We start from the raw sequence: 13601 nt of genomic DNA, 5'->3' as shown, positions 1-13601 counted from the left end.
CGGGAAGTCCGGCAGGCCGCCGGAGTGGTCGACGTCGAGGTGGGTCAGCAGGATGTGCCGCACGTCGGCGGGCGCGTGACCGAGCCGCTCGACCTGTCGCACGGCGGTCTCGGCCGGGTCGAGCACCGGCTCGACCATCTCCGTCCAGTCCGCGGCGAGCGAGCCCGCCGGGTCGCGTACGTCGCCGAGCCCTAGCCCCGTCTCCACGAGCACCAGGCCGTCGCGGGCGGTCTCGACGAGCAGGCAGTGGCTGACCGCGTGTGCGGAAGCCCGGCCGTCGTCGATGGGCTCGATCTTCCGCATCGAGCCGCAGTTGAGGTGGTGGACCTTCACTCGGAACCCTTCCGTCCGGCGGCGTCGGCGACCAGTCCGCCGATCCGTCGCGTGACCGTGTGGATGACGCCGGTGTCGCGACGCACGCGGGCGAGCAGGAGCGCCCCCTGCAGCGAGGACAGGACCAGGTCGGCGAGCGCCTCGGCCTCGTCAACACCGTGCCCCCGCAGGTGGTCGGCCAGGCCGCGCAGCCAGGAGGCGTACGCCGCGTCGCAGGCCGATCGGATGGGTTCGCTGCCGCCGGCGGCCTCCAGGGCGACCGTGGCCACCGGGCAGCCCTCCTCGAACCCCGACTCCTCCAGGTTGCGGGCGAGCAGGTCGCCGATCCTGGCGACGGCCTCGGCGGGGCCGGGGGCGGCGGCCACGGCGGCGGCGATCCGCCCGCCGAGCTCACCGCCCGCCACCGCCACCGCCTCGGCGGCCAGCTGCTCCTTGCCCTCGGGGAAGTGGAAGTAGAGCGAGCCCTTGGGCGCCCGGCTCTCCGCCAGCACCTGGTTGAGGCCGGTGGCGTTGTAGCCCTGCCGCTGGAAGAGCCCGGCGGCGGTGCGCAGGACGCGCTCGCGCGTGTCGTTCCTTCGCGTCATACCCTCAGACTAGACCGGTCTACATAGTCTCGGCAAGATTCCCGCCGAGACCGCGGACGACCCCGGCGGCCTGGGTGACGACGGAGTCGATCAGCTGCTCACACGTGGGCAGGTCGTCGATGAGCGCGACGACCTGCCCGGACGCCATCACGCCGAGGTCCGGGCGACCGTCCACCATGGCCGCCTTCAGCAGCATCGGGGTGTTGGCCGCCATCAGCACCTGCGACCAGCTCAACTCCTTGCCGTGTTTCATGGCCAGGCCGTCGCGGATCATGCCCGGCCACGACATGCCGGAGATCTTCCGGAAGCGCGCCGCGTTGCGCACCGCGCGCACCAGTCCGGACACCTTCCCCGACCGCTCCAGGCCGTCCACCAGGTCGGTGCGCAGCACGCGGTGCGGCATGCCGTCCACCTGCCGGGTGACCACGGTCTCGGACATGCCGAGGTAGGTCCGCTTCACCGCCTCCGGAACGGAGCTGTCGGCCGTCAGCAGGAACCGCGTGCCCATCGCCACGCCCGCCGCGCCGTACGCGAGGGCGGCGGCGAGGCCGCGCCCGTCGAAGAAGCCGCCGGCGGCGATCACCGGGATGTCGACGGCGTCCACGACCTGCGGCAGCAGCAGCGTCGTGGCGACCGCCCCGGTGTGGCCGCCGCCCTCGCCGCCCTGCGCGAGAACGGCGTCGGCGCCCCAGGCGGCGACCTTCTCCGCGTGCCGCCGGGCGCCGACGGACGGGATGACCACGATCCCGGCGTCCTTGAGTCTGGCGATCAGCTCCCGGCGCGGGGCGAGGGCGAACGAGGCCACCTTCACCCGGTTCCGGATGAGGACGTCGACCCGCTCCGCCGCGTCGCCCGCGTCGGCGCGCAGGTTCACCCCGAACGGCGCGTCGGTGCGCGAGCGGACCTCCTCGACGGCGGCCGCGAGCTGGGCCACGGTCATCGTGGCCGAGGCGAGGATGCCGAGGCCGCCCGCGTTCGCCACCGCCGACACCAGCCGGGGACCGGCCACCCAGCCCATGCCGGTCTGCACGACCGGGTGCCGCACGCCGGTCAGCCGCGTGAGCGGGGTGTCCAGCATCGGCCCGATCACACCCGCACCTCCAGGTCACGCAGAAACTTCGGGTCCAGCACCTCGCGGATGAGCCGCAGCTCCTCGTCGGCGGGCTGCCGCGTCCGCGGCACGTCGCCCTCGACGACCAGGTCGAAGCCGGTGGCCGCCTTCACCTGTTCGACCTCGACGCCGGGATGCGCCGAGACCAGCCGCATCGAGCCGTCGGAGGTGCCGAAGTCGAACACCGCGAGGTCGGTCACCACCCGGCGCAGGTCGTGGAAACGGGCGGCCCGCGGGCCCAGCCCGGCCGCACGGTCGCGGCCGACGCCGCTGACCACGTCCACCTCCGGCACGAAGACCCGGGTGGACTGCTTGGGGATCCAGTAGCTGGTCGGGTTGCAGATCGTGTTGCCGGGGGCCCCGCGCACGCCGAGCAACTGCGACTTCGGCCGCGCCCAGTCGCCGATGGCCGAGATGTTCGTGTTGCCGTACCTGTCGATCTGGGAGGCGCCCATCATCACGTGCCTGCGCCCGTTCTGCACCAGCCACAGGTGCTCACGGAACGGCAGCCAGCCCTCCACGGCCCCCGCGGGGGCGCCGAACGGCACCGCCTCGGCGGTCAGCAGCGCGCCGCCGTCCGTGGTCAGCAGGCCAGGCTCGAACGTGAGCCGGGCCAGCCGGGCGCCCAGGATCGAGCAGGTGCCCATCGCCGCCGCCAGGATCTCGCCGTCGCCGCGCCACGCCTCCGCGCAGGCCACGACGCAGATCTCCGCCCGGGTCGCGCTCATCGCCCCTCCTCACGCCACTGCCGCACGGTCTCCCGGTAGGCCGCCTCGTCGCCGGACAGGAACCGGTCCGCGAACGCCGCCCACGCCTGCGGGTCGGCCGCCGAGGCGGCGTAGTGCAGCTGGAACATCTCGTCCCGGCCCTGCCCCCCGTGGGTGGAGTGACAGTCCGTGAAGTGACCGCCGCCGGGGGTCTCGACCACGCCGGTCACGTGCATGCGGCTGACCAGCAGCGTCTGCGGCGGTCCGCCCAGCTCGCCCGGCTCGACCATCCGCTCGCAGGACACGAAGCACCGCCCGGCCGCCTTCGCGAACAGGTCGTCCAGGTACGGATCGGGGCCGAGGTAGCGCCCGTTGCCCCGGGTGTCGGCCACGTCCACGTGCACCAGCGCCACGTCCATCGTGAGCGCGGGTACCGCGATCAGTTCCTCCCCGTCGTCGTACGGCGAGCGGACCGTGCGCAGTCCGGGGTTCACCCGCATCACGTCCGAGCCGAGCCCGGCCCGCGTCGGCAGGAACGGCAGCCGGTGTGCCGCCGCGAGCAGGCCGAACATGAACATGCCCTCGTCGTACTCGGTGAACTCGACGGTCCCGCGCTGCCGGGCGGCCCGGAAGTGGGGTTCGAGGGCGATCGAGTCGAGCGTCACGAACGGGGCGACGACCTTGCGCACCTTGCCCGCCGCGCAGAGCAGGCCCACGTCAGGCCCGCCGTACGACACGATCGTCAGGTCCGTCAGCGCGGACCGGTAGACGGCCCGGACCAGCGCCATCGGCTTCCGCCGGGAGCCCCAGCCGCCGATGCCGATCGTCATGCCGCTCTCCAGCGAGCCGACGATCTCCTCGATCGTCATCCGAGTGCCCATCACCGGCCTCCTTCCGCGACGAAGGCGTCCCGGTGCCGGTCGCCGGCGCCCATCAGGTTGAGTTCGAAGGTGAAGCCCTGTTCGAACCGGTAGCTGCGCTTGACGTCGACCGGGTCGATGCCGTTGAGGGACTCCTTGGCCCGCCGGATGACGTACGGGTCCTTGGCCGCGATCCGCGCCGCCACCTCCAGCGCCGCGTCGCGCAGACGCTCGCGCGGCACGACCTCCAGCACCGAGCCGAACGCGTGCAGTTCGGTGGCGGTGACGTTGCGGCATGTGTAGACCATCGCGCGCATCAGGTGCTGGGGCACCAGCCGGGCGAGGTGGGTGGCCGCGCCGAGCGCGCCCCGCTCCACCTCCGGCAGGCCGAAATAGGCGTCGTCGGAGGCGACCACGACGTCGGCGTTTCCGGCCAGGCCGACCCCGCCGCCCAGGCAGAAGCCGTGCACCGCGGCGATCACGGGCACCTCGCACTCGTAGACCGCCTCGAACGCCGCGTAGCAGCCGCGGTTGGCCCCCACCAGCGCGTCGAACCCGGGGGTCGCCTGCATCTCCTTGATGTCCACGCCGGCGTTGAACCCGCGGCCCTCGGCCCGCAGCACCACGACGCGGGTCTCCGGGTCGCGCCCGGCCTCCCGTACGGCGTCGGCCAGGTCGAACCATCCGCGCACGGTCAGCGCGTTGACCGGCGGGGCGTCCACCACGACCTCGGCGACGCCCTCGCCGTCACGGCTGGTCGAGATTCCCATGCGACACCTTTCCATCTAACATTTGTTAGAAATTACGCTAGCAGAGCGGATCGCCGCAGGCGATGCCCCTTGTCGGGTCGGAGAGACCGGGATGATCTGCAGTGACCGGGTCGTCGTCGACGACCTCGGGTTGAGCCTGTCCGGCGAGGGCGGGTCGGCCACCGGAACGGCGGGCGGCAGGGAGCGACGGGCGCTCAGGGCGCCCGGCTCTCCCCGGCGAGTTGTTCGCCGAGGCCGGTGCGGCGGTAGCGCAGACGGCGGCCTTCCCGTTCGCCGGTCACCAGGCCGGCGTCCCTGAGCGTGGTGAGGTGGTGCGAGGCGGTCGCCGGAGCCAGCCGGAGGGCGGCGGCCACCTGCCCGGTGCTGGCCGGTTCGGCCAGCAGTGCGAGCACGGCCGCGCGGGTCGGGCCGAGCAGGGCGGCCAGCGCCGCGGGCGGCTCGGCCGGCACGGGCCGGTCCCACAACCGGCCGTAACCGCCAGGGGCGTACCACAGGGCACGTCCCGACGGGGTGCCGGTCATCGTGTACACGTGCGGACCGGTGAACCCGGTCGGCAGCAGAGTGAGCGGATGCCCGTCCAGGCCGAACTCGCCGTCCTTGGCGTACGCGAGCCGCAGCGCCTCGCCGTCCCAGTCGAGGCGCGGGTGCAGGTCCGTGAGCAGCGCCCGCGGCCCGCGTTCGGCGGCGAGGAGCCCGCGGCGGGTCAGCTCGCCCTCGGCGAGCGCGCGCAGCCGCGGCCAGGCCGGCGCGATCGCCACCGCGAAGTAGCGCCTGGCCTCCCGCACCGTCTCGGCCAGCGCGCCCGCCGGGTCGGTCGCGAACCGCTCGATCTCCGGCGGCGCCCGGTGCCCGGCCCAGGCTCGGTCCACCTCGGCCGCGGCCCGGCCGGGCGGGGTCGCGGCGACCACCCGCAGCTCCTGCTCCAGGGTCGGCCGGGCGGTGACGGGCGCGGGGGTGAGGAAGTCGGGCACATAACCGGTGGGGCCGGGGACCAGCGGGCCGAGGGTGGTCAGGCCCCGCAGCGACGGCTCGGCCCGGGCCCGCCAGGACGCGGGGACCAGCCGCGCCGAGCGGGAGCGCAGCGCGAGGCAACTGGCGACGACCTCCGCCATCGGGCTGTGCGCGAACCTGAGCCGCAGCAGGTCGGCGGGGGCGAGCTCGATCCGGATCACCCGTCCATTCGAGCATGCTCGAACGGCTGACGGACAGCGCCCCCGCGTTCGTACGGTCGGCGCATGGAATACCCCCGTTTGGGGCGGACCGGCCTGCGCGTCAGCCGGATCTGCCTCGGCACGATGAACTTCGGCTGGCAGATCGACGAGGCCGAGAGCCACGCGATCCTCGACCGGGCGCACGCCGACGGCGTGAACTTCGTCGACACCGCGAACATGTACGGCCGGGAGACCGGTGACGGCCTGAGCGAACGCTTCATCGGCCGCTGGTTCGACAAGACCGGCCACCGGGACAGGATCGTGCTGGCCACGAAGGTGTACGCCCCGATGACCGAGTGGCCGAACGACGGCGGGCTGTCGGCCCGGCACATCATCGCCGCCTGCGAGGCGTCGCTGCGCCGCCTGCGGACCGACCGGATCGACCTCTACCAGATGCACCACGTGCAGCGGGACACGCCGTGGGAGGAGATCTGGCAGGCCATGGAGACCCTGGTCGTCCAGGGCAAGGTGCGATATGTGGGCTCGTCCAACTTCGCCGGCTGGCACCTCGCCCGCGCGCAGGCGGCGGCCGATCGGAGGAACTTCCTCGGCCTGGTCTCCGAACAGTGCAAATACAACCTGCTCACCCGGCACGCCGAGCTGGAGGTGCTGCCCGCCGCGGTCGAGCTGGGGATCGGGATCCTGCCCTACTCGCCGCTGCACTTCGGCGCGCTGTCGGGGGCGCTGCGCAAGCGGCGCGAGGGCGCGGGCGGCCGCAGCGTGCTGCACGCCCCCGAGCGGGTCGAGCCGCACCGGGCGGCGATCGAGGGCTACGAGAAGCTGTGCGCCGAGATCGGCGAGGAGCCCACCACCGTCGCGCTCGCCTGGCTGCTGTCGCGTCCCGGGGTGACCGCCCCGGTCATCGGGCCGCGCTCCCCCGGGCAGCTCGACCTGCCGCTGACCGCGCTGCGCACCGGGCTGTCCGCCGAGATCCTGTCCCGGCTGGACGAGCTGTTCCCTCCGGTCGGCAAGGGCGGCCCCGCCCCGGAGGCCTGGGCCTGGTGAAACCGCGCCCGGCGGCGTCATCCGAGCGTCTACGCCACCCGAATCGTTTGTAGGGAAGAGCGCACCAGCGGGACGATGAAATCTGACCTCGGTGCTTTCAAGGTTCGACGATGGCAGGGCATTCATCGACGAAGTACTGGTCCCGCTGTCCGACGCATACGAGGTGGTCAGACGAGCCGACTACAAGGCCGCTACCGGAGCCGACGAGGTCGACCGCCTGCTCCGCTGGTTGAATCTCCTCGACAACGACGATCGGATCCCCCCGGCGATCCTTTACCTCAGCCGGCCGACGGTCCACACGCATGATCTGCACCGGTTCCTCGCCGACCTCGAACGCCTCGCCGCGAGCCTTCTCAGCCGGCGCATGGACGTCACTCGACGCTCGAGCGATACGGCCGAGTTCTGCACGCCGTCGAGACAGGAGCCGACCTTTTCGGACCGACCTCCCCGTTGCAACTCGACGACGCCGAGGGCAGGGAGACTTTGAACCGGCTGCAGGCCGAGATCTACACCGTCACCGCCACCCCTCGCGAGGAGGGCGGCCCTGACGGCCGCCGTCGAACTGCCCTGTGTCGACCCCCTTTAGGAAGGCGACTGAGCCGCGCCGACCACGAAGGACTCCAGCCGGTGCAGCAGGGCGGCCATCTCGCCCTCGGGCAGGCGGGTGGTGTCGGCGCTCAGCTCCACGCCGAGAGTGCCCTTCCAGCGCATCAGGGCCAGGCAGAAGTAGCAGCTGCGCTGGTCCGTGCCGGGAAGCCACTCCAGCTCGGACTCCCCGTCCCCGCTGCCGGCGCCGCCCGGATCCTCGCCGGGACGCAGGTCGTTGAAGCAGCACGACGGAAACACGGAGACGCCCCGGTCGGCGCTCACTCGGTCGATCATCGCGTCGAAGGCCCGCGTGTCGAAACGCGCGCGCCGGTAAGACGCGAGAACCGCCGGATACTCGCTCACGAGGGTCTCGCCGAGGCTTCCGCACGAGCCCAGGGTGAACAGTCCCAGCTGATTCAGGCTGGTGACCAGGTCTCGGGTCCGATCGTCGAAGCGGTTGTGCACGATCGGGGTGATCGCGCACACCTCGTGCCCGGTCAGCTCGCGCAGCAGCATGGTGACCGCCACCAGCAGCACCGTGGCTGTGCTGACGCCGGTACGGCGGGCGAGCACATGTGCGGCGTGGTTGAGCCGGGGCGAGGACAACACGGCCCGTGCGTACCTCGGCGTCGAGCCCGCTCCGACCGCTTTCGGGAACATACCGGACGGCACGGTCCGCAAAAGCGCCTCCCACTGCGCGATCGCCCGGTCGGAGCGGGCCGACGCGGCCTTCTCCTCCCGTACCAGGTCGAGCAACTGCGACGACGGCGGTCGCGCGATCGCTCCGCGCAGCAGCAGCATCCGCAGGTCGCGCACCACGACGTCGGCCGCGCGCCAGTCCGCGACGACGTGACTGATCGCGAGCGCCACGTGGGTGGCGGCGCCGTCGGAGACCACGAAACCGGCGCGCAGCGGCTGCTCCCCGTCGCCGAAGGATCGACCGGCCAGACGGGCGACGAGGTCCGCAGCGGCGGCGTCGGCGTCGCCGCGTGCCGCCTCGACCACCTCGATCGGCAGGGTCCCGGCCGCCGCCACCTCCTGGTACGGCCCGTCCGCGCCCAGCCGTACCAGGGATCGCAGGCCGTCGTGCCTGCCCATCACCTCGGCCAGGGCCGCCGCCACGGCCTCGGGGCGGCGCGGATCGCCCGCGCGGGGGACGGCGAGCACCCGGGGCACGTTGAAGTAGTGGGCGTCGTCCGGCCCAACTCCGTGGATTGCCTCCCAGATGGCCCGCTGTCCCCATGCGAGCTCCGCCCTACCGGAACGGTCGGAGGCGAAGTCCACCGTAAGCCGCATGCCTCTCCTTTGACGGTCAGAGACGTCTGACTCCGAAATCTCCGGCCCGCGGCCCCGATCCCGGACAGCCGCAGACCTGGGTCACCGCCCGCGCGAACGCGTGGTGCGGGGCAGCCGTGGGAACGCTCCCATGAAGGCTAGGTTTCGTCTCTGGGCCGGTCAAGATCCTCTGTCGTCGTTCGCCGCGGCCCGGCGTGACCCGGCCGGGACGGCAGGCGGTTTCCGCACGTGGCGGACACCGCCGGGAAGGGCTCCGTCCCGGCGTTTGACAACCTGGAAACTTCTCCGTTCGATGCCGCCGGATCCGGTCCGGCCCTATTCGGACAATGAGGCCGGACCAGTTTTTTCGAAACGCTCCCATAGGGCCGCCTTGTCGATCTTGCCGGTGGCGTTGCGCGGCAGGCCGTCCACGAGGACGACCTCGCGCGGGACCTTGAAGTCGGCCAGCCGTTCCCGGCAGTAGGCCGTCAGCGTCTCGGGGCTGACCACCGTGCCCGGGCGGGGCACGACGTAGGCGCGGCCGACCTCGCCCATGCGGGCGTCCGGCACGCCGATCACCACGGCCTCGGCGACGTCCTCGTGGGCGGCGAGCACCTGCTCGATCTCCGCCGGGTACACGTTGAAGCCGCCGACCACGAACATGTCCTTGGAGCGGCCGGTGACGGCGAGGTAGCCCCGCTCGTCGAGGCGGCCGCGGTCGCCGGTGACCAGCCAGCCGTCCACGACCGCCGCCGCGGTCGCCTCGTCGTCGTCCAGGTAGCCGAGCATGACGTTGTGCCCGCGCACCAGGATCTCGCCGTCCTCCCCCACGGGCACCGGGGCGCCGTCCCGGCCGGTCACCTTCACCTCCACGCCCTCGATCGGCCGGCCGGAGGTGGTGGCCACGGTCACGTCGTCGTCCTCCACCGAGCAGGCGGTGACCGTGCCGCACGACTCGGTCAGCCCGTACGCGGTGACGACCTGGGGGAACAGCTCGGCCCGCAGGCGGCGTACGAGCGCCACCGGGACGACCGAGGCGCCGGTCACCGCGAGCCGCAGCGACGACAGGTCGTGACGGCAGCGGCCGGGGGCGTCGAGCATGGAGACGTAGACGGTCGGCGGCCCGGGCAGCACGGTGATCTTCTCGGCCTCGATCAGCCGCATCGTCTCCTCCGGCTCGAACACCGGCTGGAGCACCATCGTGGCCGCCTTCAGCAGACAGGCGAACACCCCGGCCTTGTAGCCGAAGGTGTGGAACATCGGGTTCACGATCAGATAGCGGTCGCCGTGGCGCAGGCCGGTCCGCGCGCTCCAGGCCAGGTAGGTGCGGACGTTCTGGCGGTGGGTGCACATCGCGCCCTTGGACCTGCCGGTGGTGCCGGAGGTGAACAGGATGTCGGCCACGTCGTCGGGGCGCACCGCCGCCGCGCGGTCCCGGGCCTCCTCCTCCGGCACGCGCACGCCCGCCGCGAGGAAATCGTCCCAGCTCGTCGCGCCCGGCCGCGGGCCGTCGTACGCCACCACCGTGGTCAGGCCGGGCAGGTCCGGCGTGCCGGCGGCGGCGACACCGAGCATGGCGAGGTAGCCGTTGCCGAGGAAGCCGTCCTCGGTGAACAGGACCCGGGCGCGGCCGCGGGCCAGGAGCCAGCGGGCTTCCTCACCCTTGTACCTGGTGTTGATGGGCACCACCACGGCCCCGGCGCGGAGCGCGCCGAGAGCGGTGACGATCCACCGCGTGCTGTTGGGCGCCCAGATCGCGACCCGCTCCCCCGGCTTGACGCCGAGCGCGAGGTAGCCGCGGGCCGCCTCCCGCACCCGGGCGTGCAGCTCCGCGTAGGTCAGGCGGGACGCGCCGTCCACCACGGCCTCCGCGCCCGGGAACTCCCGCGCCGCCCGCTCCAGCACTCCCGGGATCGTCAGCGCCTCGTTGTCGGTCATGACCGTCATGGTGGCCGTCGCGGCCCGGCCCGTCAGCCGTGGTCCCGCTGGCCGGTACGTCTCCCCCGTCGGCGGACGGGCGGCCGTACCCTCCCTGGGGCGTATCGAGAGGCGGGAGGACGCGGTGAACGTGACGATGGATTTCGGCGGCCGGGCGGCGCTGGTGACCGGGGGCACCAAGGGCATCGGCTTCGTGATCGCCGAGGCGTTCCTCGCCGCGGGCGCCGAGGTCGTGGTGTGCGGGCGGAACGAGCCGGACACGCTGCCCGCCGCGGACGGCAGGACGGCGCGCTTCGCCGCCGCCGACATCCGGGACCCCGGGGAGGCGGCGCGGCTGGTGGAGCGGGCCGTGGATCACCTGGGCCGTCTGGACGTGCTGGTGAACAACGCCGGGGGCTCGCCGAACTCCGACGCGGCGACGGTCTCGCCGCGGTTCGTCGAGCGGATCGTGGACCTCAACCTGCTCGCGCCGTTCTACGTGGCCCAGCCGGCCAACCTCGTCATGCGCGAGCAGGAGACCGGCGGCTCGATCATCAACATCGGCAGCGTGTCCGGCGCCGACCCGCAGCCCGGCACCGCGGCGTACTCGGCGGCCAAGGCCGGGCTGCTCGTGCTCACCAGGGCGCTGGCGCTGGAATGGTCGCCCAAGGTGCGGGTCAACCACATCACCACCGGCCTCATCAGGACCGAGGCCGCCGCCTCCATGTACGGCGAGGACGGCGGAGCGGCGCTGTCCGAGGTGATCCCGATGCGCCGGATGGCGGTGCCGCGGGACGTGGCGAACGCCTGCCTCTTCCTCGCCAGCGACCTCGCCTCCTACCTGACCGGGGCGGACGTCCCGGTGCACGGCGGAGGCGAGGTGCCGGCCCGTTACCTCGTGACCGGGACCGGAGTGACGCGCGGCTGAGCGGCGCGGAAGACGGCACGCCCGCCCGTCAGCACGGGCGTGCCGTTCACCGCGGCCTCGAACACGACCGCGTCGCCGGATCGCCTCCCGCTCGTCGTAGGCGGCCGTGCGCTCGCCGAGCTCACGGCCGGCCCACCCGGCGGCGTTCGTCTGGCCCGCGTTCACCGGTCCGCGCCGAGGACGAGGCCGCTGGTGGGCACCCCGGTGCCCGCCGTCACGATCACGGTGCGCACTCCTTCCGGCTGGTTGACGCTGGTGCCCCGCACCAGCCGCACGGCCTCGGCGACGCCGTTCACGCCGTGCAGGTACGCCTCGCCGAGCTGGCCGCCGTGGGTGTTGCACGGCAGCCGCCCGCCGAGCTCCAGGTTGCCCTCGGCGACGAAGTCCTTGGCCTCGCCGGGGGCGCAGAAGCCCAGCTCCTCCAGCTGGGGCAGCACCAGCGGGGTGAAGTGGTCGTACAGGATCGCCGCGTCCACGTCGGCGGGGCCGAGGCCGCTCTGCGCGTACAGCTGCCGCCCGACCAGTCCCATCTCGGGGATGCCGGTGACGCGGGGACGGTAGTAACTGGTCATCATGTGCTGGTCGTCGCCGGATCCCTGGGCCGCGCCGAGGACGACGGCGGGCGGGTGCGGCAGGTCGCGCGCCCGCTCGGCCGAGACCACGACCAGCGCCTGGCCGCCGTCGGTCTCCTGGCAGCAGTCCAGCAGGCGTAGCGGCTCCGCGATCCAGCGCGACGCCTGGTGGTCCTCCAGGGTGATGGGCCGCTGATAGAACCAGGCCGCCGGGTTAGTCGCGGCGTGCTTCCTGTCCACCACCGCCACCCGGCCGAAGTCCTCGCTGGTCGCGCCGTACTCGTGCATGTAGCGGCGGGCGAACATGGCCACCCACTGCGCGGGCGTCGACAGGCCGAACGGGTTCAGCCAGGCGTACGCGGCGCTGTCGGCGCCCGTCTCGATCGGGCGGTCCGCCTGGCCGAGGCCGTAGCGGACACCGGACCGCTCGTTGAAGGCCCGGTAGCAGACGACCACCTCGGCGACGCCGGCCGCGACGGCCATCGCGGCCTGCTGGACGGTGCCGCAGGCCGCACCGCCGCCGTGCGGGACGCGGGAGAAGAACGTCAGCTCGCCCATGCCGGTGTTGCGGGCGACATGGATCTCGGCGCTGGTGTCGGCGGTGAACGTCACCATCCCGTCCACGTCGGACGGCTTCAGCCCCGCGTCGGCGAGGGCCGCGAGCACCGCCTCGCAGGCGAGCCGCAGCTCGCTGCGGCCGGAGTCCTTGGAGAACTCGGTGGCGCCGATGCCGGCGATCGCGGCGGCGCCGGAAAGCCTCGTCATGCCGCGCCCTTCGCCGGAAGCCGTACGACGGCGGTGCCGGTGACGTGGGCGCCCAGGCCGTTCTCGCCGCGTACGGCGATCTCGACCCGGCGGTCCTCGTCGTGCTTGGCGGTCACCGTGCCGGTCAGCGTCATCGTGTCGCCGGGGTAGTTGGGCACCCCGAGCCTGATCCTGATCGCCGTGACGACGGCGGCCGGGCCCGCCCATTCGGTCACGTACCGGTCCACCAGCCCGTTGGTGGTGAGGATGTTCATGAAGACGTCCTTCGACCCGCGCTCGACCGCGAGGCCGGGGTCGTGGTGGACGTCCTGGTAGTCGCGGCTCGCGATCGCGGTCGCCACGATGAGCGTGCGGGTCAGCGGGATCGGCAGCGCGGGCAGCTCCTCCCCCACGCTCACCTCGTCGTACGTCCGCGCGTTCATGAGGCGGTCCTTCCGGCGGCGACGACCGCGCCGAGCTTGGCGAGGTCGGCGCTCGGCCCGCCCAGCGTGCCGGAGATCTGTCTGGCCCACAGGAAGTGGCGGTGCACGGGATAGTCGACGTCGACCCCGATGCCGCCGTGAACGTGCTGCACCCGGTGCGCCACGGTCAGCCCGGCGTCCCCCGCCCACCACTTGGCGACCAGCACGGCCGCCGCGGCGTCCCCGCCCTCCTCGATGCGGGTGACGGCCTGCCACAGGCATACGCGCATCGCCTCGACGTCGATGTAGCAGTCGGCGAGCTGGTGCTGCACCGCCTGAAAGGTGCCGAGCGGACGGCCGAACTGCGTGCGCTCGGACAGATAGGTCACGGCGTGCCGCAGCGCGCCCTGGGCGACGCCGAGTTGCACGGCCGCCAGCGCGACCGCCGCGCGCTCGATCGTCCACGCGACGGCGCCGTCGCCCGGCGTGCCGGCCGCCTGCTGCGGTTCTTCCTCGGCTTGCCGACGAGCTGCAGCATGGCGACGCCGAAGGCATAGGTCTTGCCCGTGCCGGT

The 13601-nt window shown here is 72.9% G+C and carries 15 protein-coding genes and 1 pseudogene; 3 read left to right on the top strand and 13 right to left on the bottom strand.

Translation table 11 applies throughout. The features are described 5' to 3' along the window. Window positions 1-15 precede the first annotated feature (15 nt). From AB0J39_RS09980 to AB0J39_RS09950, 7 genes and pseudogenes are all read right to left on the bottom strand, one after another. Window positions 16-303: pseudogene (locus AB0J39_RS09980) on the bottom strand (MBL fold metallo-hydrolase); the annotation flags it as partial. A gap of 26 nt (window positions 304-329) precedes the next feature. After that, the gene (locus tag AB0J39_RS09975) at window positions 330-917 is read right to left on the bottom strand and encodes a TetR/AcrR family transcriptional regulator (RefSeq protein ID WP_363463037.1); all 588 of its coding nucleotides are present in this window, start codon (window positions 915-917) and stop codon (window positions 330-332) included. 19 nt (window positions 918-936) lie between these two features. Continuing rightward, a complete protein-coding gene (locus tag AB0J39_RS09970) occupies window positions 937-1995 on the bottom strand; it encodes a nitronate monooxygenase (RefSeq protein WP_363463078.1) in 1059 nt (352 codons plus the stop codon). An 8-nt stretch (window positions 1996-2003) separates the two neighbouring features. Beyond that, window positions 2004-2756, bottom strand: coding sequence for a CoA-transferase (locus tag AB0J39_RS09965; protein WP_363463036.1), 753 nt, complete (start codon window positions 2754-2756; stop codon window positions 2004-2006). After that, window positions 2753-3616 (bottom strand): CoA-transferase, encoded by an 864-nt coding sequence (locus AB0J39_RS09960; RefSeq protein ID WP_363463035.1) that lies wholly within the window; start codon window positions 3614-3616, stop codon window positions 2753-2755. The genes AB0J39_RS09965 and AB0J39_RS09960 overlap by 4 nt, the downstream gene beginning before the upstream one ends. After that, window positions 3616-4365, bottom strand: coding sequence for an enoyl-CoA hydratase family protein (locus AB0J39_RS09955; protein WP_363463034.1), 750 nt, complete (start codon window positions 4363-4365; stop codon window positions 3616-3618). The genes AB0J39_RS09960 and AB0J39_RS09955 overlap by 1 nt, the downstream gene beginning before the upstream one ends. Before the next feature lie 194 nt (window positions 4366-4559). Then, the gene (locus AB0J39_RS09950) at window positions 4560-5537 is read right to left on the bottom strand and encodes a transcriptional regulator (RefSeq protein ID WP_363463033.1); all 978 of its coding nucleotides are present in this window, start codon (window positions 5535-5537) and stop codon (window positions 4560-4562) included. 63 nt (window positions 5538-5600) lie between these two features. Here AB0J39_RS09950 and AB0J39_RS09945 point away from each other — a divergent pair, with 63 nt between their 5' ends. Both AB0J39_RS09945 and AB0J39_RS09940 read left to right on the top strand, forming a co-directional pair. After that, a complete protein-coding gene (locus AB0J39_RS09945; protein ID WP_363463032.1) occupies window positions 5601-6581 on the top strand; it encodes an aldo/keto reductase in 981 nt (326 codons plus the stop codon). A 91-nt stretch (window positions 6582-6672) separates the two neighbouring features. Continuing rightward, window positions 6673-7068, top strand: a complete 396-nt coding sequence (locus AB0J39_RS09940; RefSeq protein ID WP_363463031.1) for a hypothetical protein — start codon at window positions 6673-6675, stop codon at window positions 7066-7068. Window positions 7069-7163: 95 nt separating this feature from the next. Here AB0J39_RS09940 and AB0J39_RS09935 read toward each other — a convergent pair whose 3' ends face one another. Together AB0J39_RS09935 and AB0J39_RS09930 are read right to left on the bottom strand one after the other, a co-directional pair. Beyond that, window positions 7164-8465, bottom strand: coding sequence for a condensation domain-containing protein (locus AB0J39_RS09935; protein WP_363463030.1), 1302 nt, complete (start codon window positions 8463-8465; stop codon window positions 7164-7166). Window positions 8466-8780: 315 nt separating this feature from the next. Further along, on the bottom strand, window positions 8781-10382 hold the full coding sequence (locus AB0J39_RS09930) for a FadD3 family acyl-CoA ligase (RefSeq protein WP_363463029.1): 1602 nt from the start codon (window positions 10380-10382) through the stop codon (window positions 8781-8783). Here AB0J39_RS09930 and AB0J39_RS09925 point away from each other — a divergent pair. Next, entirely contained in the window at window positions 10381-11289 is a 909-nt protein-coding gene (locus AB0J39_RS09925) for an SDR family oxidoreductase (protein WP_363463028.1), read from the top strand. The two genes, AB0J39_RS09930 and AB0J39_RS09925, sit on opposite strands and share 2 nt — an antisense overlap. 161 nt (window positions 11290-11450) lie before the next feature. Here AB0J39_RS09925 and AB0J39_RS09920 read toward each other — a convergent pair whose 3' ends face one another. From AB0J39_RS09920 to AB0J39_RS09905, 4 genes are all read right to left on the bottom strand, one after another. Further along, entirely contained in the window at window positions 11451-12626 is a 1176-nt protein-coding gene (locus AB0J39_RS09920) for a lipid-transfer protein (protein ID WP_363463027.1), read from the bottom strand. Beyond that, window positions 12623-13048, bottom strand: coding sequence for a MaoC family dehydratase (locus AB0J39_RS09915; RefSeq protein WP_363463026.1), 426 nt, complete (start codon window positions 13046-13048; stop codon window positions 12623-12625). The genes AB0J39_RS09920 and AB0J39_RS09915 overlap by 4 nt, the downstream gene beginning before the upstream one ends. Continuing rightward, complete coding sequence (locus AB0J39_RS09910) at window positions 13045-13455, bottom strand: acyl-CoA dehydrogenase family protein (RefSeq protein ID WP_363463025.1); 411 nt, start codon at window positions 13453-13455, stop codon at window positions 13045-13047. Before AB0J39_RS09910 ends, AB0J39_RS09915 begins: the two co-directional genes overlap by 4 nt. Then, window positions 13413-13601: hypothetical protein (locus AB0J39_RS09905; RefSeq protein WP_363463024.1), on the bottom strand; the 189-nt coding region annotated here is incomplete at its 5' end. The genes AB0J39_RS09905 and AB0J39_RS09910, both read right to left, overlap by 43 nt.

Source organism: Microbispora sp. NPDC049633, from assembly GCF_040675265.1.
Taxonomy (GTDB): domain Bacteria; phylum Actinomycetota; class Actinomycetes; order Streptosporangiales; family Streptosporangiaceae; genus Microbispora; species Microbispora maris.
This window is presented reverse-complemented; position numbering and strand designations above follow the sequence as displayed.